The sequence below is a fragment of the Streptomyces sp. NPDC034099 genome, from assembly GCF_055575415.1.
This window is the reverse complement of sequence record NZ_JBVISR010000021.1, coordinates 56,414-77,924: the sequence shown is the minus strand read 5'-3', so window position 1 is coordinate 77,924 and position 21,511 is coordinate 56,414. Positions and strand designations below refer to the sequence as shown.

The following is a 21,511-nucleotide window of genomic DNA, read 5'->3' as shown; positions in this document are numbered from 1 at the left end:
AACTTGGCCCCTGCCACCCGGGGTCCTCGGCTGTGTGCGGCTCGGTTCCGACGGATTCCGGCCTTGGGGGCCAACGGAACAGCCAGTATCGGTGAGATTGATCTTGATGCCGGATCGGTGAGCTACGAGGGCGGCGCCGTGTCGCTGACGAGTCGCAGGACGGGAGGCAGTGGGGCGAACTCGCCGAGTTCCAGTGCTGCCTCGCGCCAGTTGGCGGCGAGCTGGAGCAGGCGTTCGCTGTCATGGCGGTAGCCAGGCGGCGGAGTGCTCGGGACTGCTGGCCAGAGGATGGTGGCAGCGAACGGGAGCGCGTGCATGGCCGCGGTCGCGTGGGGGTCGACGCCCCCGCCTTCCAGGCGTCGCAGCATATCGAGCCGGGCGGCAGCACCGAGAAGTTCGTCGTACACCTTCGCGCACTCCTGAGCGCGTACGGTCGCGAGGTCATCCACGGGGGCCTCCGGCGTTCGGGTGGGGCTGGGTCTGGAGGCGCTGGCGGAGGTCGATCTCTTCGGGGGTGAGCGGGTCCTCGGGCCGGCGGATGCGGACGGGCTTGGGCCGGTGCGGGAGGCCGTCGTCCACCGCGGCGTCCTCGGTCTCAGCGAGCGCCCGGTAGAGCGAGGCGACCGAGGGGTTCTTGCCCGCGTTCTTCCCCGTCTTGATGACCAGCTTCTTCGTGATCTCCGGAACAGGGACGCCCTTGTTCTTGAGCGCGACGGCGAAGGTGAGCATGTCGTCGTCGATGACCTTCGGCCGTCCGCCGTGGTTGCCCTTGGCCGCCGCAGAGACCTGCCCTTCGAGGGTCTTCTCCCGGATGTAGTTGCGCTCGATCTGCCCGGCGACCGCGAGTACGGCGAAGAACATGGCGCCCATGCCGTCGGGGTCGTAGACGCCGGTGAGCGGACCAGTGAGGAGTTCGAGCTGGATGCCTCCGGCCTGGAGTTCGGCGGACAGCGTCATCAGCTCGGCGGCGTTGCGCGCGAGGCGCTTGAGCTCGTGGACCGGTGAAGATGACCGGTGTCTCGGGGGCGGCCTGCTTGAACTGGTGGGCCAGGGCGAGCGCCTTCCGCGCGATGCACGTTGAGATCCGCAGGATTGTTCACTGCTCCTGCCCGGCCCGCCGGTCCCGTCTAGCCTGTCCGCGCGGGCTGATCGCTCCTCCGGAGCACGGCCCGAGCACATGTTCCAGGACCTGCGGACGGCGGGACTCAGCGACCCCGACCCCGACGCCGGCGGTAGTAGGCCGCCGTGACTACCGCGAGCAGCGGCCCCCAGGCCAGCAGTGGCAGATAGCAGGCGGTCATCAGCCAGTAGTGGCCGCCTTCGGGGGATCCGGCGGCACCCATGTTGTCCGCGTCGTTCCAGGTGAACGCGCCGGTGACCGTGATGAGGGTGACGAGCGCCGCGCCGAGCGAGGCGGGGATCACCGCCGCCATTACGGGGATTCTCCGGCCGCCCAGGGCCGGTACCCAGCGCGGAAGTTCCTCGCCCCATCTGTGGACCAGGCCCAGGGTGAGCAGCCCGAGCGCCTCGGCGAACAGGCTGAGTCCGATCAGATAGGGGGACCCTTCGCCGGGAAAGTTCTCCGGGCGAAGGACCTCATCGGTGAATCCGGAGTCCCAGCCCAGGGCGACGGCGATGCGCCACAGCCCGGACGGCACCAGGGTCAGTGCGGCGGCGTGCGCCGCCAGGCGGACGGAACGGCGGACCTGTGGCACGGCCGGTACGGGTGACTCGGCGGTCAGGGTGTCAGCCACGGCGGATCGCCGCCTCGGGCTGGGTGGGGGACTTCGTTATCTCGGCGTGGACCACCTTGAAGCCGCCCTTGATCACGGTCGTGAACGGTGCGGGGGCCATGCACGTACCGGCCTGCGGCCTTACGAGCTGACCATTCTCATCAACGTTCCCGGGGTCGACGTTCACCACCCCCCAGGAGAAGCCGAGCCGGTCGGGCTCGCCCTTGGCGCCCTGCTGGACGCTGATGCCCAGCCGGGCGCCGACCTCCTCTACGTTCGATTTCGTCACGATGGCGGTCATGGTTGCAGTCCGGTGGCTGGTGACCAGACAGTCCACCAGTGCCTCCGCCCACCCCGTGGCTCCGCCAGGGAGGGTGTGGGAGATCTTCAGGGTGCCCACGGCGTCTGTGGACAGTCCCTGAGGGGCCGTGGGGGGCAACGGCCGAGTGAACGGCTTCTGTTCGGCATGGATGGTGAAGCGGATGTCGTGGTCGATCGACTCGATGTACGAAATTCGCGCTTCGCCGTGAACGCTCGCGCTCTTCGCCGGTTTGCTCTCAGCGGACGGAGCCGGGGCAGCGGGAGCGGGCCCGGCAGTGGCCAGCCCGGCGAGGACCGCGATTGCCGTAACGCCGATTGCGGTGTTGCGCATGATGAACTCCCATGTTGTAAAGGGTGGATATGTGACCGTGGTCGGTTGAACGGCTCAAGCTTCACCCCCGGCGCCCCTGCGGTCCCATCCACCGATCGGCACAAAGATCGCGCCGCCGCCCAGCCCTTCTATGCCGTTCGGCAGAGAGCCCCGCCGCCTCGCCCGCCCGTACGCTGATCACCATGTGGGAATCAACCGGCCCGGTGGTCAAGGTGCTTGACGCTCTGCCGTCGCTCGCGACCGCAGGCACGCTGGTGTGGGCCGTTGCCCGCCCCCGGACCGCAGTTCGTCAGCGGCTCGGCCGCCTCGCCCACCCAACCACGGCCTGCGCGGTCCTCTCCCTGACCACCAGCTTCACCCTGCCCAACGCTGGTCTCGGCTCCGGCTGGAAGCTGGCCGAGGCCGCCATCCTGCTGCTCCTCCTGGCCGCGGTCACCCGCTGGTCACCCCTGCGCGAACTCAAGCCGACACTCCCGCTGACCGCCCTCGCCGTGACCCTCTGGCCCTTGCCACTGGTCGACGGTGAGTCCTTCCTGGAATCCATCGGAATCGCCACCTTCTGGCTGCTTCCCGTAGCCGTCGCGGTGGCGGCCGGCGCCTACCCCCGCCGCCAGCAACTCCGTCGCCGGAGCGCGGTGGCCGAGGCCCGCAGGGCCCAGCGTCTTCAGCTTTCCCGCGACCTGCACGACTTCGTCGCCCATGACATCAGCGGGATCGTCGTCCAGGCCCAGGCGGCCCGCTTCGTCGCCGCCACCGACCCCTCCCAGGCGGTGCTCGCCCTGGAACGCATCGAGAAGGCGGGCCTGAGCGCCCTCGCCGCGATGGACAGGACGGTACAGATGCTGCACGGTCCGGCACCCGCCACCGAGCCGCTCCCCGATGTATCCCAACTGCCCTCGCTGATATCGGACTTCAGCTCAGCGGGGGCCACCGAGGCGCATCTGGACCTGCCTCCCCTGGTCACGGAGGGGCTCTCACGCGAGGCGGGCTCCACCGCGTACCGCATCGTCGTCGAGGCGCTGACCAACATCCGCCGGCACGCTCCCGACGCCTCCCGCGCCACCGTCGCGTTCACCCCCACGGCCACCACTGTGGAGATCCGGGTCACCAATGACCGCGGTGCCCGCCCCGCCCCGGCCCGCCGCCGCGTCTCCCGGGGCGGCCTCGGCCTCCCCGCTCTCACCGAGCACGCCCAGGCCCTCGGCGGAACCCTCTCGGCGGGGCCGCACGGCGACGGCGGCTGGCAGCTCACCGCCGTCCTGCCTGCCACGCTCCGGAAAGAGTCCCCATGACGACGTCCCTCGGCCCGACCCGCATCCTGATCGCCGACGACCAGGAAGACGTACGCAGCGGCTTCCGCCTGATTCTTGGCTCGCAGCCCGACATGACCGTGGTCGGCGAGGCGGCGGACGGCCTCACCGCCGTTGACCTCGCCCGCACCCTGCGCCCTGACCTGATCCTCGCCGACATCCGGATGCCGGGCTTGGACGGCCTCGAACTCACCCGGCGCCTCGCGGGCCCCGGCGTACCCGCCCCGATGCGTGTCCTCGTCATCACCACCTTCGACCACGACGACTACGTACGCACGGCACTGCACGACGGCGCCTGCGGATTCCTGCTCAAGCGCTCGGGTCCCGGGCTGCTGATCGAGGGGGTCAGGGCGGCGATGGCCGGGGACATCCTCATCAGCCCCCAGATCACTGTCCGGCTGCTCCAGACCCTCGCCCCTGCCCCCGCCCCGGCAGCGCCCACGGCCCTGTCGCCTCTCACCGCCCGGGAGGGCGAGATCGCCCGACTGGTCGCCGAGGGCCTCACCAACGCCGAGATCGGCGAGAAGCTCTCCATCTCGGCGGGAACCGCCAAGACCCACATCGCCAACGCCCAGGCGAAGCTGAAGGCCCGTAACCGGGTGGGCATCGCCGCCTGGGCCTGGGAGAACGGACTGGCCGGCCCAGTCCCACGGGAGTAGGGCGAAGGCGCGAGGCGTCTGGGCCGTCGACCGAGGCGTTCTGGCAGAACTCGACCGCCACAACAGCTCTCCGAAGATCGACAACAACGATCCTCGAAGGCTCCGACACTCAATCACCCCAGGTCAAAGCGCCAAACAGCCCAGCGACTGCTTAGCGCACGATCTGACACGGTTGTTCCTCAGACCCCAACACCCGCACGCAATGGATCACTCGTACTAAAGGATCACGGCGAGTCAATCAAGATCAATCTCACCGATACTGGCTGTTCTGTTGGTCCCCAAGGCCGGATTCGAGGTCGAAGGGGTCGGGGTGGAATGGCCTGGTGTAGCGCAGTCCAGTGTCGGGGGTGATGTTGAATACCGCGCAAAGGTGTTGCGGGTCGGCGCCGGTGACGGCGGCCTCTTCGAGGATTCGGTCCTCGCGAAGTCGTCGTGCGGTGACGGGGAGATCCTTGAGCAGGGGCTGCATCCAGCCGATGGTGACCGGCGTGCGAGAGTGGGTAAGGACGAACGAGCCAGCCCGCCCTTGTCCTTCTTCCGGCGGGCGGCATGCCGCCCTCTTCTCTGCTGCCCCTGCGGCATGGTCTGCGCCGCGGAGTTCGCCCCCTCGACCATGCCGTCAACCTATGCCTAGGGGTCTCGGAGGCCCAATTGGCTCTCTCCCACACAGTCGTGCAGCGAACCATCGGCGCGACCGTGGACCAGGAATACGACAGCAACGGAACAAGTGCTCTGCGCCAATAGCCGGTGAAAACCGCTCGCGTCCGATGCCGCATTCCGGGTCCGGTGTGACAGCTTCTTGTCAGTTATGTGTACGGGGACGGTTCGATCCCCGGCGAGGTCGAACCGCCTCCCGTCCGTCCGGGGGCGCGATTCAGGCTGCCCGTGTGGCGAAGGCCGTGGCGAGGGCGCGGGCGTGGTCGTGGGCGGCCGTCATGGACGCCTCGTACAGGGGGAGAAGTGAGGTGAGGGCCGGTGCGTGGGGGGCCATGGTCAGCTCGGGAGTCACGGTGGTGACGTCCAGGCCGAGGAGGTCCTCGTGCCCCAGGACGGTTTCCAGCGTGGGTACCAGGTAGTCCAGGCCCTCCCTGGGGGCGCCAGGGGCGTAGCTGCCGCCGCGGGCGGATATCAGCAGGGCCGGGCGACCCGCGGCCGGAGAGGCGCCGGTGTGGCTGAAGGTCCGGTCCACGACCATGATCTGGTCCAGCCACGCCTTGAACGCCGACGGCATGGACAGGTTGTACATCGGCACCGTGAACAGGTACGCGCCGGCGCCGAGGAACTCCTCGATCAACTCGTCCTGCAGTGCCTGGGCCTCGGCCTGCTCGGGGGTGTGCCGGGACGGGGCGGTGTCGCGGGCGGTGACGCCCGCCGCGGTCAGGTGCGGCACCGGTGAGGCCGCGAGGTCGCGGTGGACGACCGGTCCCGGCCACCGGTCGCGGAAGGACCGGGCGACCTGGCGGGAAACGGAGGCCTCGCCGAGCGAGGAGGAGTCGATGTGCAGCAGGTACGACATGGCGGTTGGGCCTTTCGAGGAGGGGTGGGTTTCGTCCCAGGCGGTACGGAGCAGGTCCAGCAGGGCGTCGCCGCTCTGGGCGCCGGGGACGCCGTAGCGGCCGTCGACGACGGTGAAGGGGGCACCGGCGGCGCCCGGCAGACGCGCGCGGCGGACGTCTTCCTGTACCTGGGAGCGGTGGCGGCGCTCGGTGAGGGCCTGGCGCGTCAGGTCACGGTCCAGGCCCAGTTCGCCGGCGAGCCGTAGGGGTTCAGTCCCTCGGAGGCGGCCAACCGGCGGGAAGGAGCGGTGGACCACCTCGACCTCGGCCCAGATCTCTACTTTCACGGCCTGAACTCCAATTCCTACTTTTTGTTCGTAGCGCCATGATGCGGCAGTATGGAAGGCGTTACAAAAGGCACACGGGTGTGCGCGACGGAGAGGAATGGGCGCCATGCCGGACAGGACCGATACGGAGATGGCGGCCGCGACCGGGCCGTGCGCGAGCATCCCCGCCGAGCACATGGCCTTCGTCCGGCAGGTGCTGGACCGGGTCGGCGACAAGTGGAGCATGCTGATCATCGCCGTCCTGGAGAACGGCCCACTGCGCTACACCGACCTGCAGCGCCGGATCCCCGGCATCTCCCAGCGCATGCTCACGCACACGCTGCGCCAGCTTGTCGAGGACGGTTTGATCACGCGCACCGCCTACGCCGAGGTTCCGCCGCGTGTGGAGTACGCCCTCGCCCCCCTCGGCCGCGGCCTGCGCGAGATCGTCATGCAGCTGATCGGCTGGGCCGCGGACCACCACGCGGAGATCCGCACCCACCGATCCCGGGCCGGCACCGTCACCGCCTCGCCGCGCTGACCTGGCCTGGCCTGACCGGAAGGTTTGGAACCACGGCAGCACCTGTGCGAGTCTGCTGGCCACTCCTCCGGAAGGTCTGACCCCGATGCTCGGCATGGTCGTCTGGGACATCCGCTCACGCGCTTCGACGCCAGAGCGGTAACGACTCCCTGCTTCAACGCACACGCCCGTCACTGCTGTCGTTCTGACGGACGTGGGTTCGGTCTGCTCCTCGTCGAAGTGCTCTTCGTGCCCCTTGCACGTTCGACCACGAGGAGTACGTGGTGTCCACCATCCGCTGGACCGAAGACCACACACACCGGACCGCCCGGTGGCATTCCGAGAACGCCGCCCCCCTTCCCCGGCGAACCGTCGTCGCCGACGACCGGGTGAAGGCCGACGACGCCTACCGTCTGGCCTGCGAGGGAACAGCCCTCCTCTGGCAAGGCGACTTCCACAACGCCCGGCAACTGCTGCGAGCGATCGGCCGCCGCATCGACCGCAAAGCGCCCGGGTCGGGTTCTTCCCCGAGCGAGTCCTTCCACCTCTACCGGCGTCACAGCCGCCACCGCGCCCGAGTCCTCGGCAAGCTCCTGGTGCTGCTGGACGACGACTACGCCCTGGCGTTGCGCCGAGCCCCCGATGTCCGCCAGGCGTGTCTGGAGGCCTACGGCCCCCCGAAGGGACCCACGGCCGTGTCCCTCAGGGAACTGCTGGGAGTGATCGGCGCCCACCAGTGGCGGGTGAAAGGGGTCGACGTGCCCCCGCTGGGCGCCCGTATCCACCCCCACTACGGCGTCTTCGCCCCGGTCAGAGGCGAGTACGTCGACCTGGTCGCCCGCGCACCGCTGCCGTCGGCGATCCGGCACAGTCCCGCCACCGGTACTGCGTTCGATCTCGGCACCGGAACCGGAGTCCTCGCCGCGGTGCTGGCCCGTCGCGGAATCAACCGTGTCGTGGCCACCGACATCAGCGCACGCGCCTTGACCTGCGCCAGGGAGAACACGCACAGACTCGCGCCGACCGACGCGGTCGAGGTGTACGGCCCCGGACTGTTCCCCGAGGGCCGCGCCGACCTCGTCGTGTGCAATCCGCCATGGCTTCCCGCCCGACCGACGGGCCCCATCGAACAGGGCGTCTACGACCGGGACGGCACCATGCTCAGCGGCTTCCTCACCGGGCTCGCCGGCCACCTGCGGCCAGGTGGCGAGGGCTGGCTGGTCCTGTCCGACCTCGCAGAGCACCTCGGCCTTCGCACACGCCGGCAACTGCTGGACGCCGTCCACGCGGCAGGCCTCCGCGTAGTGGGCAGGATGGACACCAAGCCCCGGCACCCGCGCTCCAGGGACGCCACCGATCCACTCCACATGGCACGCAGCGCCGAGACCACGTCCCTGTGGCGCCTGACGGCACGACCGGCGGCGGGGTAGGCAACGGGGCCTCGGAGGACAGGTGTAGGGAATCTGTCGGCGATATGTCGGTGGCGGCTGCGACCTTGGGCGGGTTGGTGCTCTCCACGAGCACGCTGCCCCAGAGCGCAAGGAGCCTGTCCACGTGTCTTCCGCATCCCAGAGCCGATCGTGGGACGTTCACCGCTTGCCGTCCGCGGAGGGCAGGACCTTCCTGATCACCGGGGGCAACGCCGGGATCGGCTACTTCGCCGCGGAGCAGCTCGCCGCCACCGGCGCCGTCGTCGTACTCGGCAGCCGGGACCGCGCGAAGGCCGACGCCGCCATGGCCTCGATCCGCTCGCGCGTTCCCGGCGCGCAGGTGCGGCACCTCCCACTGGACCTCGCCGACCTGGCGTCCCTCAAGACTGCCGTGGACAGGCTGGACCTCGGTCATCTCGACGCGGTGGTCTGCAACGCAGGGGTCGCGCTCGACGACCCGCCGCGCCGGGAGACCAGGGACGGCCACGAGCTGATGTTCGGGACCAACCATCTCGGCCACTTCGCGCTGACCCAGTGGCTGGCCCCTTTGCTGTCCGCGGCGCCGGCGGGCCGCATCGTGACGGTGGGAAGCTTCGCGGCGCGGTCCGAGCGACTGGACCTGGACGACCCGCAGTCGAGCCGGGACTACCGGCCGGGGCGCACCTACGGCCGGTCGAAGCTGGCGCAGATGTGCTTCGGCTTCGAACTCGACCGGCGCCTGCGGGCCGTCGGCAGCACGGTGCTCAGTGTGGTGGCCCACCCCGGCGGCGCACTGGACTCCCTCAGCCCGTCCCGCCCGCCGGTACGCGTGACGACCACCGGCGAACGGCTGCGCGCCGCGCCCGCCGGGCTCCTGGTGCAGGGCAAGGACGCCGGAGCGTGGCCCGTCGTCCGTGCCGTCCTCGATCCGGAGGTGCGGGGAGGGCAGTTGTGGGGTCCACGGGTCTTCGGCCTGCGTGGCACGCCGAGGCGTGAGCCCGTCCCGGCTCATATGGCCGATCCAGCTGTCGCTGCTCGTCTGTGGGCCGTCAGCGGTGAGCTGGCCGGCACCGGTCCGCACCTAGGCTTCCGGTAGGCGGGCGCCGGGCCCGGGGTAGCCGTTGGGTGGCCGGCTGCCATGGCGTGCGACGATCTCCACGGCCACCCGGTCCAGGTGACCGTACCGGGTTTCGGTCTCGTACAGCTCGGGGCGGAGCATCGCCAGGGCGGTGATCGGGTCGTGCGGGACGCTCCGCCCCTCGGCGGTGAAGCCGGTCCAGGCGTCGGTCTCGCGGGCGAGCGCGGCGCCGTAGGGCCCGGCGGCGCGGACGCGTTCGATGCCGTCGGGGCCCATGCGCGCCCGACGGGTGGTCTCGACGCCGGTGAACGGTCCCGGCGACGGGGTGCGCGGCGCCGAGCCCGATCGGCGGTCAGTCGTCGAGAGCCTCCAGGACGTCGGCGAGGTCGACGAACTTGAAGCCAGTGGCCTCGCGGTCGCTGTTCTCCGGAGCCATGTGACCGTCCTGGACGACGAGCAGGCCGTTCGGGTACCTGCTGCCGAGAGGCTCGGCGAGTACGTCCGCGCCGTCGCACTCCTCGGAACCGTCCAGTGACTCGGACGCGGCACTCACACGGAAGCCGCCCTCGTACTCGTAACCGTCGGACCGTTCGCGGTCGTAGGCGACGAAGGTGTCGTCGCCCTGGCTGGAGGTGAGCAGGTAGCCGTCCCCGTCGTCCTGCTTCAACAGGGTCAGACCCTCGACGTCCGCGGACACGTGACTGCCCCCGAACCCGGGGTCGTCACCCGCCACACACTCGTCGGACGCCTCGTCGTAGGTGGCCGGCACGCCGTACTCGCGGACCCTGTCCTGGAGGACCGGCCTGCCCTTGAGGTCGGCCGGCAGCCGCCAGACACCCACATCCTCCTGCCCGGCGAAGAGCGTGCCGGTCTCCGGGTCGACGACCATGCCCTCGACCTGCGGGCCTTCGCCGGGTTCTCCGCAGGGGGACCACTTCGTGCCGTCGGGCATCGTGAAGGCGGCGGGCAGGTCCAGGGTGCGGACCTTCCGGTAGGACACCTTGCCGCCGCGCGTCGGGGTCAGCTCCAGCAGCGCGATGCGGGTGGTCGCGTTCTGGCTGACGAGCGCGTAGGACTTGCCGGTCGCGGAGTCGGTGTACGTGGCCAGGCCGTAGGCGGTGCTCTCCTCGTTGACCTCCTCCTGCGAGCCGGAGAAGATCCACGGCACCGAGGCGTCCGTGACATCGGTGAGCGGGGCGTCCGGCCGGTCGCCGTCGACGCGGTAGACGCGCAGCTTGTCGCTGCCACGGTCGCTGACGACCGCCAGGTCCGTGGCGCCTGAGCCCAAGTGCGTCCCGTGCACCAGGTCGACGTTGTTGTACCGGCCGGGAGCGTCGTCCGCTCCGGGCGCGGCGGGCGCGGGGACCGACTGCACCTGCCGGGCGTCGAGGTCGTAGACCCGCAGGCCGCCCTCCTTGGCCGTGGCGATGACGAGGCTCGCGTCCGGCTCGGCGGAGTTGCGCCAGATCGCCGGGTCGTCGGCGTTCGCGTTCCCACCCTCGTCGTCGAACAGCGCGGCGGTCTCGGCCCGGGGAACGACCTCGGGCGGTCCGGCGAGCGCCGAGGCACCCGCCGAGGGTACGGCCGCGGCGGCGGCGGTGAACACCAGGGTCGCCGCCGCCGCGACGACACTGGAACGGCGTCTTGTGAACGCGTACACGAAGGGTCTCCTTTGCCAGGGAGCGGACGAAGCCGACGCCGCATCCGACGTCGGGCTCGCGACCGCACCCACCACTGGGACGACGTCACATGATCGAGAACGCAGGCGGAGGGCGCGCATCACCTTGGCAACCTGCGGACGACGGGTACATGGCCGAGGGGTGAAGACTGCACGGGGCGCTCGAAGTCCGTTGCCGAGGCGGGGCGTTGTTCTGCTGCCGCGCCGTGACCGTCGACGGATGCGCGTCCGCGTGGCCCGCACCGGGGCGCGCTCGCTCTTCAGCTGAACCACACTTATTCCTTGACACGAATATTCATTGCCAGGAATACTGCTGTCCATGGACGCACTCCTCACCGCGCTGGCGGACCCGGTCCGCTGGCGGCTCGTGGAACTGCTGGCCGAGCGGCCCCGCCCCGTGGGTGTCCTTGCCCAGCTGGCCGGGGCACGTCAACCTCAGACCACCAAGCATCTGCAGACCCTGGAACGCGCCGGTGTCGTTGTCTCCGAACGCATCGGCCAGCGCCGCATCAACACGCTCAGGCCCGCCGCTCTGCGGGAGTTGGCGGCAGAGCTGAGCCGACTCGCCGAAACCGCGGAGCAGGCGGGCGGGCCGGGCGCGACCCACGAGCACTACAGGGCCGGCATGCGAACCGAACGGCACGCCGCCACGCAGGCCGGGTGGGCCGACGGCCGCTCGTTCGGTTTTCACCGGCGGCTGGCGAACCGCCCCGAGCTGGTCTGGCGCCACCTGACCGAGCCCGCCCTGCTCGCCCGCTGGTGGAGCCCCGACGACCTGCACGTGCGCGAACTCGTCTTCGAGGCTCGGCCCGGCGGACGGATCCTGCAGGTCTACCGCGATGCAGAGGACACGGACGGCCGCGACGTGATGGTCGGACGTGCCGAAGGGACCGTCGACGAGGTGCACCCTCATGAGCGCCTCGCCTACCAGCTCTCTCCCCTGCTCCCCGACGGCGCTCCGGCCTTCACCGCACACGTCGCCCTCACCTGCCGGCCCACCGGGACCGGCACGGACCTCGACGTCAGCTGGCGGATCACCGACAGCACGGTCGAGTCGGCGGACTTCGTCGCAGGCATCGAGACCGGTTTCGGTCAGAGCCTCGACAAGCTCGCGGCGACCCTTACCGCAGACGCGCACGACAACGTCGACACCGACCCCACCACCGGGAGTACGAAGTGAGCCAGCACGACAGCAGCCGCCGGATCGTCACCAACATGGCCCTCTCCCTCGACGGCCGCTACGCCGGTCGCGACCCTCTGGACATGGGCTGGGTGATGCCGTACGCCGTCACCGACGTCGCCCGGGACCACCTGACCACGCTCTGGCGGTCGGCGACGACCGCGCTCCTCGGTCGGGTCAACGCCGAGGGGTTCCTCGGTTTCTGGCCGACCGTCATCGGCATGGACGGTGCCGACCCGCGGGACGAGGGCTTCGCGAAGTGGCTCGTCGACACCGACAAGGTCGTTCTCTCGTCCACCCTCGGCCAGGCGCCCTGGGAGCGCACCACCCTGGTCGACAAGCCGACCGCCGAGGCAGCCGCGGACCTCAGGAAGGCCGAGGGCGGCGACATCCTCGTCCTGTCCAGCGCAAGCGTCATCAAGGCGCTGCTGGCCGCCGACGAGGTCGACCGACTCGCACTCACGATCTTCCCGGTCACCCTCGGCGACGGGCCGCGCCTCTTCGACGACGGCCTGCCCCAGGGAGGCTGGACGCTGGCCGGCCAGGCGGCCGGCGAGCACGGCACGCTCTCCCTCGTCTACGACCGCATCCGCTGAAGCGACGTCAGTCAGCAGGTCGGTGGGTTCGTGTCGCCGTCCTGATCGGCCGAGTGAAGCAGTTCGATGACGCGTTCCTCGTACCGGACCCGGGCCGGGGAGAAGTCGTACGGCATCCTGCCGATGGCCTCCACCGCGCTCATCCTCGCCTCGTCTCCTTCCTCGCCGACGTGCTCGTCCTCCCGGTCCAGGAAGACGTCGAGGGCCTCTTCCAGACCGGATCCTTCGACGGCGGCTGCCAGGACGGTCTCGTGATCGCATCGCTGGGCGGCCAGGTCCTCGATGCGGGGGTCGTCGGGGGAGACGGTGTCGTCCAGGGCCATCTCGGCCTCGGCCAGTCGGTCCTCCTCGGCCCGCAGCCCTGGGTGGGTGGCGAGAACGATGAACCGGTTGGCCTGGCCAGCGGCGCCCAGAGGGCCGAAGACGCGCTCCGTGACCAGGAGGGTGTCGAGGTCGGCGGAGCGCAGGGCTCCGGGCGGCAGATCGCGCAGGAGGCCAGTGACCAGCGGTGAGAGCAGGCCGAGGGGGCTGCCCACCTCCCGGAGACGGTTCACGGCGGCCCGCTGGGCCTCGATGGCGGCCGCCTTGGCAGCGAGGGCCTCCTCCAGACGGGCCAGGGACTGCTCGATGTCCGTGGTGCCCTTGAAGGCGGCGTGGATGTCATCCAGGGAGACACCCGCATCGGCCATCCTGCGGATCCACAGCAGGCGGACCATGTCGTCGTGCCCGTAGCGGCGGCGGTCGTCGCTGCCGCGTTCGGGCTCGGCGAGGAGCCCGATGGCGTGGTAGTGGCGGATGGCGCGGGGTGTGGTCCCGGCGAACGCGGCGGCATCACCGATCTTGACCCGGCGGGGAATCGCAGGAAGGGGCATGTGAGGGAACCTCTCGGTGTCGTGCTCGCCGCCTACTGGACCACATGCCGCTGCGGCACGTGCAATCCCCGTTTCAGATGAGTGGACGCGTGGATGCGGCCTCAGGTGTGTGAGGGCCGGCCCAACCTGGGGCCTGCCGGTCCAGGAGCCATGCATTGCGGACACTTCCCGCCCATTCCTGCTGCAACTCCGAGCCGAGCCCTTGTCCTCACAGCCGCTCGCGGACGGTGGCGTCCGAAGCGGTGAGCAGGACTCGTGTAGCCGCGCTGGGCGAAGTTGGCCCACACGGCAGTCGGATTGACCTCGGTGATCTCCGCCCGACGAGGGCCGAGGGCTCCCTTCGGGACGCGGATGCACCGGTCCCGCCCTCGCTCCCCCGGCAGCTGCCCAGACCACCGGAGTCCGGAGACGTCGGCGCCGGACCCGTCCCGTTAGGCTGAGCAGCGATCAACCTCACGGGCGGGGGAAGCAGAGGACAGCGGGTGCCATGACGAACGCAGAAGGCAAACCCACGACGGGAACCGGGCGTCCCACCTCACGGGACGTCGCCCGGCTCGCCGGCGTGTCGCACACCGCCGTCTCCTTCGTCTTCAACGGCCGTGCCGAGGGCAACCTCTCCCCCGCCACCCAGGAACGCATCCGGCTGGCCGCCGCGCAGCTCGGGTACCGGCCCGATCCCGTCGCCCGCGGCCTGCGCCGTCGGCGCACGGCCGTGATCGGGCTGGTCACCGACGAGATCGCGTCCTCCCCGTTCGCGGGCCGGCTGCTGCGCGGCGCGATGGAGACGGCCTGGGCCAGCGAACACCTCGTGCTCACCATCGACTCCGGCGGCGACCGCGCCAAGGAGGACGCGGCCGTCGCCGAACTCCTGGACCGGCGCGTGGACGGCATCATCTATGCGGCCATGTCGTTGCGCCGGGTCCGCGTCCCCGAGGGACTGCACCGTACCCACTCCGTCCTTGCCAACTGCCTGCCCGAGGACGGCTCCCTGTCCGCCGTGATTCCCGCCGAGCGGGCCGGCGGCCGTACGGCGGCCCGGCTGCTGCTCGACCACGGGCACCGCAGGATCGCCTACTTGGGGGGACTGGACGACATCGCGTCCGTGGAGCGGCTGGGCGGCTTCCGTGACGCGTTGCGCGCCGAGGGGGTCACCGTCCCCAAGGAGTGGGTGGTACGCACCGGCGGGGAGATCGCCGCCGGATACGAGGGTGCCATGCGGCTGTTCGACGGCGTGGAACCGGCCCGCCGTCCCACTGCCGTCTTCTGCTACAACGACCGGGTCGCGGCGGGCGTCCTGCACGCCGCGACCCGGCTCGGGGTCACCGTCCCCGCCGAGTTGTCGGTGATCGGCTACGACGACCAGGAGCACATGGCCGCCTTCCTCACGCCGTCCCTCACCACGATCGCGCTTCCGCACCGCGGGATGGGCGAGTCCGCCACCCGCCTCCTGCTCGACGCCATCACCACCGGCCGCACCCCACCGGCCAGGGTCCGCCGTCTGGCCTGCCCGGTGGTGACCCGGTCGTCGGTGGGTCCGGTCCCGACCGTGTAGGGACGGCCGTGGCAACGGTGCCCGGTGCTCAGTTCAGGGTCGGTCCGGCCAGCTCCCACGCGGCGACGGTGGCATCGGCTCCCGTGACGGTCAGTCGGGGGGCGTCGCCGGGGCCGCGGTAGACCCGCTCGGTCACCACGGCCCGGTCGTCCGCGAACACCTCGTACAGCGAACCGTCGACGAGGACGCGGACGTTCAGCTCCGCGCCGCGCGCCACCCGGACCTCGACCGGCGCGGGCCGCCCGGCGCGCCGGACGGTCAGGGTGCCCGTTCCGGGGTCGATCCGGAGGGTCAGCCCCTCCCCCAGGCGGACCGTCGTGACCGCGCGGGCGGTGACCGTCAGGTCGTACGCGTCCGGCAGACGTGTGCCGGTGCCCGGTTCGGTGACGAAGGGCTCCGGCGCCCGCAGCGTGTCCAGCTCCGGCGCGGGCAGGATCCGCAGGCTGCCGTCGGTGTGGACGTCGACGACACGTGGCGCGGTGAGCACGCCGGCCCAGCCGGCCCGCTCGGCCTCGCCCGGCTCGCGGGACTCCCAGGACCAGCCCCACATCAGGGCCCGTTCCGGCTCCTGCAGGACGGCAGGCGCGTAGAAGTCACAACCGTGGTCGAGAGGGCCGCCGGTGCGCGCGGTGAACCTCAACCCATGGTCCGGAGAGGGTTCCAGACTGCCCGTCAGGTAGCCGGTCGCGCTCGGGTCGCCGTCCCACAGGGACACCAACAGTACCCAGTCACCTCCCTGGGTCACCAGCACTTGTGGGCACTCCCAACCGACGGCCTTGTCGCCGAACGCGTCCACGGCCACCGGGTCGTCACCGCCCAGGAGCACGCCCGCGAACCGCCAGTCCGTCAGGTCGTCGCAGTCGTACAGCAGGACCGAGGGCGTGCCGTCGGCGTGACCCGCGCCGACCAGGGCCCAGCGGCGCCCGGCGTGCCGGAAGACGAACGGATCGCGGAACATCACCACGTCCAGGCCGGGTGGCGGGCCGGGCACCACGGGTTCGGGCAGCGGCTTCCACCCGGTCAGCGCCGGGTCGCCCGGGTCGGCCGCGCGGGCCAGGCAGATCGTGCCGAGGCCGGTGTGATGGTGGTCGATGCCCGTGTACACCGCGGTCGGGACTCCGTCGTCGTCGACCACGCAGCCGGACCAGCAGCCCGCCTCGTCGGGCCCGCCGGGTGTCGGGGTGAGCGCGATCGGATGGTGCTGCCAGCGGGCGAGGTCCCGGCTGGAGGCGTGGCCCCAGTGGACGTCGGCGTGCACCGGCGCATGCGGATTGTGCTGGTAGAAGAGGTGGTACCGGTCACCCCAGCGGAACGGGCCGTTCGGGTCGTTGATCCAGTTGGCGGGCGGTCGGACCCGGAAGCGCGGCGCGTTGCTGTCGAGGCTCAACGGTTGACTCCTGCGGAGGTGATGCCCTCGCGGAGAGGGCGCTGGCCGACGACGAACACGGCGACGGCGGGGATCATGGACAGCACCACACCGGCGAGCACCACCGATACGGAGCCGGTGCCGAGGTTGCCCTGGAGGGAGACCAGTCCCAGGGGAAGGGTGTAGTTCTGGCCGGAGGTCTCCAGGATCAGCGGGCGGAAGAACTCGTTCCAGTGGTAGTTGAAGGCCAGTACGCCGACGATCGCGAGACCGGGCGCCGCGAGCGGGGCGTACACCGAGCGGAACACCCGCCAGGGGCCCGCCCCGTCGAGCATCGCCGCCTCGCCCAGGTCTTTCGGCATGCCCATGAAGTACTGGCGCATCAGGAACGTGCCGAACGCGGTGGGGAACGCCGGAACGATCAGGCCGAGCAGGGTGTCGGTCAGCCCCATCGACTTCAGCACCAGGAACACCGGCACGATGGTGACCTGCAACGGCACCATCATGGTGGCCAGGACCAGGGCGAACAGCGGCTTCTTGAAGCGGAACTCCAGGCGGGCGAACGCGTATCCGGCGAGTCCCGCGGTGATCATCTGCCCGACCGCGATCAGCGCCGTCACGAGCGTGGAGTTGAGGGCGAGCAGCCATACGTCGATCTGCGCGAAGACTCCGCGGTATGCCTCGCCCGTCGGTTGCGAGGGGATGATCTGCGGCGGCAGGTCGAACGACTCCGCTGGAGTGCGCAGCGAGGTGGAGACGGTCCAGATGACCGGGCCGAGGGTCAGCAGCGCGCAGACGGCCAGTCCGGCGATCCGCGCCCATGGGGCGAGGGAGTGACGCACCCGGCCGGTGGTCAGGATCGTGTGGCTCATGGGACTCACCCGGCTCACTGGTAGTGGACGAAACGCCGGCTGAGCCGGAACTGGAGGGCGGTCACCGCCATGATCAGCACGAACAGCAGCACACCCACCGCGGACGCGGTGCCGAAGCGCAGCTGTTCGAAGGCGGTTTCGTAGATGACCATCACGACGGTGCGGGTGGAGTCGCCGGGACCGCCGTTGGTCAGGACGTACGGCTGCTCGAAGACCTGGAGCGCGTTGATGATGCCGACCACGGACGCCACGAGCAGGGTCGGCGACAGCAGCGGCAGGGTGACGTGCAGGTGCTTGCGGAGTCCGGTGGCGCCGTCCAGGGCGGCGGCCTCGTGGACCTCCTTCGGGATGTTGTTGAGGCCGCCCACGAACAGCAGGAAGGAGAACCCGAACTGCTGCCAGACATAGACCAGGATCACCGTGGTCATCGCCCCGTTCTCCGAGGTCAGCCAGGGCACCGGAGCGATCCCGACCATGCCGACGAGCCAGTTGACCAGCCCGAAGTCCTGGTTGAACAGGTACTTCATCACCACGGAGATGGACGCCGCGGACAGCACCAGGGGGAAGAAGAACGCCGACCGGAACACCGACCGCAGCCACACCGGCATCCGCCCGCTCACCGCGATCGACAGCACCAGCGCGATCAGCAGTTGCAGCGCGACCGCCAGCACCATGAACAGCAGCGTGTTGCGGAAGGAGACCAGCACCGTCGAGTCGCCGAAGACCTCGCCGTAGTTGGCCGCCCCTGCGAAGCTCGGATCCTCGATCACGTTCCAGTGGAAGAGGCTCAGCACCACCGAGCCGACGATGGGGACGACCGTGAAGACGACGATGCCGACGATCGTCGGTGCCAGGAACAGAGCGGCGAGCAGCCGCGTGCCGCGCTCCCGCGCGGACGGACGGACCACGGCCGTCGGTGGCCGGGACACCGGCTTCGGCCGTACCGGCGGGATCTGAGTGTTCGTCATACGTCACGCTCCATGGCCTTCTCCAGGTCGTCCTGGAGCCGGCGCAGCGCCGGACGCACCGCGCGCGGGGACGACAGGGCGGTGCCGGTGTGCTTCAGCAGCACCTGCTCGACCTCGGCGACCTGCGGCGGCGCCGGGACGGGGCCGGTGTCGGGGAAGCGGTCGAGGGTGTCGTAGAAGACCCGCCAGCCCTCGGGGCCGGTCTCCCGGTAGCGGTCGGCGGTCAGCATCGAGCGGCGCGCCGGGGTGGTCTGGTTGGTGGTGAACAGCCGGGTCAGGGTGTCCTTGCGGGCGGCGTACTTGATGAACTCCCACGCCTCCTCCTGCCGCTTCGAAGTGCGCAGCAGCGCGTAGCCGGCGGCGCCGAACTGGTGGCGCTGGGTGCGCCGGCGGGGGAAGTACTGCACGTCGTATCCGTCGGCGGGCATCCCCGCCTGGTGCAGGCCGCCAGCCCAGAAGCCGCCCGCGGGCGTCACGCCGACCCGGCCCGTGGAGAACACGCCGACCAGGTTCTGCCCGTTGCCGCCCTCGGGACGGGTGCACAGGCCCTCCTCGATGAGGGAGGCCAGGTACTCGTACGTCTCCTCGAAGCGGGCGCCGGTCGCCTGCGGTGCGGTCCAGCGGAAGCCTCCGCCGCGCCCCCGCCGCTGGTGCGCCGGGTAGAAGGCGTCCCACAGCCAGTCGCCGCCGGGCGCCTTGGACTCGGCCAGCAGGTTGGTGCCGTGGGCGAAGAGCCAGGGCACCACTCCGCCCCACAGCCGGTTGGTCCAGAAGTACGGCGTGAAGTGGGAGTCGCTCGACTTCTTCATCCGGCGCAGCAGTGCGGTGAAGTCGTCACGGGTCCAGTCGGCCGGCGGACGGTCCGCGCCGGCCCGTCGCAGCACCTGCCGGTTGAGGTACATGTCGGCCGCGTTGAACTCCACGGGGAGCTGGTAGAGGCTGCCCTCGTACATCATCGACTCCACCAGTGAGGGGTGGACGTCGGCGAAGTACTCCCGCAGTTCGTCGGCGTCCCGCCGGACCCAGCGGTCCAGGGGCACCCCGAGCCGTTGCGCGAACAGCTGCACGCCCTCCGTCGCGACGTAGACCAGGTCGGGGGCCATGCCCGCGGCGATCTGGGTGAGGATCTTGGCGAAGAAGTCCGACCAGTCGACGGCCTGCACCGCGTTGATCCGGAGCTTGATGTCGGGGTACTGCTCGGCGAAGCCCTCGGTGAGGGCGCGCACGGCGGCCGGACCGTAGGCGGGGCCCAGGGTGGCCACGACGAGGGAACCGTCGTCGCGGCCGGGGATGTCGGCCGCGGTGAGCCGGTCCCAAGAGGCAGCGGCACCGGCCAGTGCGGCGGCCGCCGCCCCGTAGGCGCCGTACCGCAGCAGGCTGCGGCGGGTGTGCGAGTCGGTCATCGGACGTACCTAACTCGTGTTAGTCGAGAGCTGATGCCGATGATGATGAGAACCCTGCCGCGGCCCTGTCAAGACTCGGGAACCACTTGACCTTTAACGAGTTAGGTCTACAGTCCTGGTTCCACGAGAGCCGCCGTTCGGCGCCCCTGATTCCGGGGCTCGCTCGATCGAGAGGAACGATGTGTGATGCGTGGACTGTCCAGACGAGCACTCTTCGCCGGGTCCGCCGCCGGTGCGGGTGCCGCGCTGCTGCCCACGGCGGGCCCCGCCGCCGCGAAACCCCGGGCCGCCGTCCCGGCCTGCGCCCGCTACCGGGCGGCGTACCACTTCACCGTCCCCGACCAGTGGAAGAACGACCCGCAGCGTCCGGTCTGGATCGACGGCGAGTACCACTACTACTACCTGTACAACCCGGACTACTTCGCCGGCGGCACCACGGCGGGCACCGCCTGGCGCCTGGTCACCAGCACCGACCTGGTCCGCTTCACCGACCGCGGCATCGCCGTACCGAAGGACACCACCCCCAACGGGGACGTCTGGTCGGGCTCGGCGGTGGTGGACACGGGCGGCACGGCGGGCTTCGGTGCCGGCGCGGTGATCGTGCTCGCGACCATGGAGCCGGCAGGCGGTGCGCAGGCCCAGTACCTGTACCACTCCACCGACGGCGGCCGCACCTTCCGCCCTCACGGCACCGCCCCGGTGCTGCCCAATCCGGGCGGCCGCGACTTCCGCGACCCGAAGGTGATCCGGGACGAGGAGCGCGGCCGGTGGGTGATGGCGCTCGCCGAGAACGACAAGGTGGGCTTCTACCACTCGGCCGACCTCAAGGCGTGGACGTACGCCGGCGGATTCGTCAAGGACGGCATCGGCGTCCTGGAGTGCCCCGACCTGTTCCGGATCACCGCCGAGGACGGCACCGTGAAGTGGGTGCTCGGCGTGAGCGCCAACGCCAAGGGCGCCGGGCTACCCAACACCTACGCCTACTGGACCGGTGCCTTCGACGGCGGTGCCTTCCTCCCCGACGCGCCGGACCCGCAGTGGCTGGACCACGGCTGGGACTGGTACGGCGCCGTCACCTTCGAGAAGCGGGACGGCGGCGGCGTCCTGGACGAGCGCGCCCGCTACGCCATCGGCTGGCTGAACAACTGGGACTACGCCAACATCACGCCCACCATCGACACCGACGGCTTCAACGGCACCGACTCCGTCGTCCGCGAGGTGACCCTGAAGCGCGCCTCCACCGGCGCCTACTACCTCGCCTCCCGCCCGATCGCCGCCCTGGATCGGTACGTCTCGCGCACGGTGCGGCTGGGCGACCTCTCGGTCGAGGGCACGCGTGTACTCGACTACCGCGGCACCGCCTACGAGGTGAGCTGCGAGATCACCTGGGACCAGCTCACCGGTGCGGGTCTCCAACTGCGCCGCTCGGGCGACGGCGGCCGCCACGTCGACGCGGGGGTGTACCGCGACTACGCCTTCCTCAACCGGAGACCCACCGTCAACCCGGACGCGTCGGGGCGCTGGCAGGAGAGCAGGAGCCCGTTCGATCCGTCGGCGCGGCGGGTGCGACTGCGGGTTCTGGTGGACCGCACGTCGGTGGAGATGTTCGTGGACGACGGGCGTCATGTGCACACCTCGGAGGCGTTCCCGTACCTCATCGACGACCGGCTCGCGCTGTTCACGATCGGCGGCGGAGCGGTGTTCCGGGACACGGTGATAAGGGAGTTCACCGTGTGAGGCTCCTCGCCGCTCCGAGGCGGATGTCGCATCGAGGGCACCGCGGCGCGTGCTGACGCGCTCGACCGCCTGGCGGTGTCCGACCTGCGACGGGCTGCCGATCG

At 70.5% G+C, this 21,511-nt stretch carries 22 protein-coding genes; 9 read left to right on the top strand and 13 right to left on the bottom strand.

What is annotated here, in order from left to right; translation table 11 throughout:
* Window positions 1-122: 122 nt before the first annotated feature.
* The 4 genes from ACZ56V_RS36950 to ACZ56V_RS36935 are packed head-to-tail and all read right to left on the bottom strand — an operon-like array spanning window position 123 to window position 2,385.
* On the bottom strand, window positions 123-449 hold the full coding sequence (locus tag ACZ56V_RS36950) for a hypothetical protein (protein WP_468947982.1): 327 nt from the start codon (window positions 447-449) through the stop codon (window positions 123-125).
* Window positions 442-1,179 (bottom strand): recombinase family protein, encoded by a 738-nt coding sequence (locus ACZ56V_RS36945; protein WP_467380377.1) that lies wholly within the window; start codon window positions 1,177-1,179, stop codon window positions 442-444. The genes ACZ56V_RS36950 and ACZ56V_RS36945 overlap by 8 nt, the downstream gene beginning before the upstream one ends.
* Window positions 1,180-1,205: 26 nt before the next feature.
* The gene (locus ACZ56V_RS36940) at window positions 1,206-1,754 is read right to left on the bottom strand and encodes a hypothetical protein (RefSeq protein ID WP_467380375.1); all 549 of its coding nucleotides are present in this window, start codon (window positions 1,752-1,754) and stop codon (window positions 1,206-1,208) included.
* Window positions 1,747-2,385, bottom strand: a complete 639-nt coding sequence (locus tag ACZ56V_RS36935; RefSeq protein ID WP_467380373.1) for a hypothetical protein — start codon at window positions 2,383-2,385, stop codon at window positions 1,747-1,749. The genes ACZ56V_RS36940 and ACZ56V_RS36935 overlap by 8 nt, the downstream gene beginning before the upstream one ends.
* 182 nt (window positions 2,386-2,567) lie before the next feature.
* On the opposite strand from ACZ56V_RS36935, the gene ACZ56V_RS36930 reads away from it, so the two are divergent.
* Together ACZ56V_RS36930 and ACZ56V_RS36925 are read left to right on the top strand one after the other, a co-directional pair.
* Entirely contained in the window at window positions 2,568-3,677 is a 1,110-nt protein-coding gene (locus ACZ56V_RS36930) for a sensor histidine kinase (protein ID WP_467380371.1), read from the top strand.
* Window positions 3,674-4,354 (top strand): response regulator, encoded by a 681-nt coding sequence (locus tag ACZ56V_RS36925; RefSeq protein ID WP_467380369.1) that lies wholly within the window; start codon window positions 3,674-3,676, stop codon window positions 4,352-4,354. The genes ACZ56V_RS36930 and ACZ56V_RS36925 overlap by 4 nt, the downstream gene beginning before the upstream one ends.
* A gap of 250 nt (window positions 4,355-4,604) precedes the next feature.
* Here ACZ56V_RS36925 and ACZ56V_RS36920 read toward each other — a convergent pair whose 3' ends face one another.
* Both ACZ56V_RS36920 and ACZ56V_RS36915 read right to left on the bottom strand, forming a co-directional pair.
* Window positions 4,605-4,823 (bottom strand): hypothetical protein, encoded by a 219-nt coding sequence (locus tag ACZ56V_RS36920; RefSeq protein ID WP_467380368.1) that lies wholly within the window; start codon window positions 4,821-4,823, stop codon window positions 4,605-4,607.
* A gap of 405 nt (window positions 4,824-5,228) precedes the next feature.
* Window positions 5,229-6,197, bottom strand: coding sequence for an NAD(P)H-dependent oxidoreductase (locus tag ACZ56V_RS36915; protein WP_468947978.1), 969 nt, complete (start codon window positions 6,195-6,197; stop codon window positions 5,229-5,231).
* A 97-nt stretch (window positions 6,198-6,294) separates the two neighbouring features.
* Here ACZ56V_RS36915 and ACZ56V_RS36910 point away from each other — a divergent pair, with 97 nt between their 5' ends.
* From ACZ56V_RS36910 to ACZ56V_RS36900, 3 genes are all read left to right on the top strand, one after another.
* Window positions 6,295-6,717: a winged helix-turn-helix transcriptional regulator gene (locus ACZ56V_RS36910; protein ID WP_398909109.1), complete on the top strand. Its 423-nt coding sequence runs from the start codon at window positions 6,295-6,297 to the stop codon at window positions 6,715-6,717.
* A 263-nt stretch (window positions 6,718-6,980) separates the two neighbouring features.
* Entirely contained in the window at window positions 6,981-8,126 is a 1,146-nt protein-coding gene (locus ACZ56V_RS36905) for a methyltransferase (protein ID WP_468947975.1), read from the top strand.
* A gap of 124 nt (window positions 8,127-8,250) precedes the next feature.
* A complete protein-coding gene (locus tag ACZ56V_RS36900) occupies window positions 8,251-9,201 on the top strand; it encodes an SDR family NAD(P)-dependent oxidoreductase (protein WP_468947973.1) in 951 nt (316 codons plus the stop codon).
* Here ACZ56V_RS36900 and ACZ56V_RS36895 read toward each other — a convergent pair.
* Window positions 9,187-9,459, bottom strand: a complete 273-nt coding sequence (locus ACZ56V_RS36895) for a hypothetical protein (protein ID WP_398909102.1) — start codon at window positions 9,457-9,459, stop codon at window positions 9,187-9,189. The two genes, ACZ56V_RS36900 and ACZ56V_RS36895, sit on opposite strands and share 15 nt — an antisense overlap.
* Before the next feature lie 76 nt (window positions 9,460-9,535).
* Window positions 9,536-10,843, bottom strand: coding sequence for a phytase (locus ACZ56V_RS36890; RefSeq protein WP_468947971.1), 1,308 nt, complete (start codon window positions 10,841-10,843; stop codon window positions 9,536-9,538).
* A gap of 337 nt (window positions 10,844-11,180) precedes the next feature.
* On the opposite strand from ACZ56V_RS36890, the gene ACZ56V_RS36885 reads away from it, so the two are divergent.
* Both ACZ56V_RS36885 and ACZ56V_RS36880 read left to right on the top strand, forming a co-directional pair.
* Window positions 11,181-12,041, top strand: a complete 861-nt coding sequence (locus ACZ56V_RS36885; protein WP_468947969.1) for a metalloregulator ArsR/SmtB family transcription factor — start codon at window positions 11,181-11,183, stop codon at window positions 12,039-12,041.
* Between the two features lie 35 nt (window positions 12,042-12,076).
* Window positions 12,077-12,637: a dihydrofolate reductase family protein gene (locus tag ACZ56V_RS36880; RefSeq protein ID WP_398909410.1), complete on the top strand. Its 561-nt coding sequence runs from the start codon at window positions 12,077-12,079 to the stop codon at window positions 12,635-12,637.
* Between the two features lie 11 nt (window positions 12,638-12,648).
* Here ACZ56V_RS36880 and ACZ56V_RS36875 read toward each other — a convergent pair whose 3' ends face one another.
* Entirely contained in the window at window positions 12,649-13,509 is an 861-nt protein-coding gene (locus ACZ56V_RS36875; RefSeq protein ID WP_468947967.1) for a MerR family transcriptional regulator, read from the bottom strand.
* A gap of 487 nt (window positions 13,510-13,996) precedes the next feature.
* On the opposite strand from ACZ56V_RS36875, the gene ACZ56V_RS36870 reads away from it, so the two are divergent.
* Window positions 13,997-15,061, top strand: coding sequence for a LacI family DNA-binding transcriptional regulator (locus tag ACZ56V_RS36870; protein WP_356367690.1), 1,065 nt, complete (start codon window positions 13,997-13,999; stop codon window positions 15,059-15,061).
* A 28-nt stretch (window positions 15,062-15,089) separates the two neighbouring features.
* On the opposite strand, the gene ACZ56V_RS36865 is transcribed toward ACZ56V_RS36870, so the two are convergent.
* From ACZ56V_RS36865 to ACZ56V_RS36850, 4 genes are read right to left on the bottom strand one after another with little or no spacing between them, the layout of a single operon-like run.
* A complete protein-coding gene (locus tag ACZ56V_RS36865) occupies window positions 15,090-16,448 on the bottom strand; it encodes a glycoside hydrolase family 32 protein (protein ID WP_467380354.1) in 1,359 nt (452 codons plus the stop codon).
* Complete coding sequence (locus ACZ56V_RS36860; RefSeq protein WP_398909091.1) at window positions 16,445-17,299, bottom strand: carbohydrate ABC transporter permease; 855 nt, start codon at window positions 17,297-17,299, stop codon at window positions 16,445-16,447. The genes ACZ56V_RS36865 and ACZ56V_RS36860 overlap by 4 nt, the downstream gene beginning before the upstream one ends.
* Window positions 17,300-17,313: 14 nt before the next feature.
* Window positions 17,314-18,267 carry a carbohydrate ABC transporter permease gene (locus ACZ56V_RS36855; protein ID WP_468947964.1) on the bottom strand — a complete coding sequence of 318 codons (954 nt, stop codon included), beginning with the start codon at window positions 18,265-18,267 and terminating at the stop codon, window positions 17,314-17,316.
* Complete coding sequence (locus ACZ56V_RS36850) at window positions 18,264-19,670, bottom strand: ABC transporter substrate-binding protein (RefSeq protein ID WP_467380350.1); 1,407 nt, start codon at window positions 19,668-19,670, stop codon at window positions 18,264-18,266. Before ACZ56V_RS36850 ends, ACZ56V_RS36855 begins: the two co-directional genes overlap by 4 nt.
* A gap of 186 nt (window positions 19,671-19,856) precedes the next feature.
* On the opposite strand from ACZ56V_RS36850, the gene ACZ56V_RS36845 reads away from it, so the two are divergent.
* Entirely contained in the window at window positions 19,857-21,407 is a 1,551-nt protein-coding gene (locus ACZ56V_RS36845) for a glycoside hydrolase family 32 protein (protein ID WP_468947962.1), read from the top strand.
* Window positions 21,408-21,511: the final 104 nt, after the last annotated feature.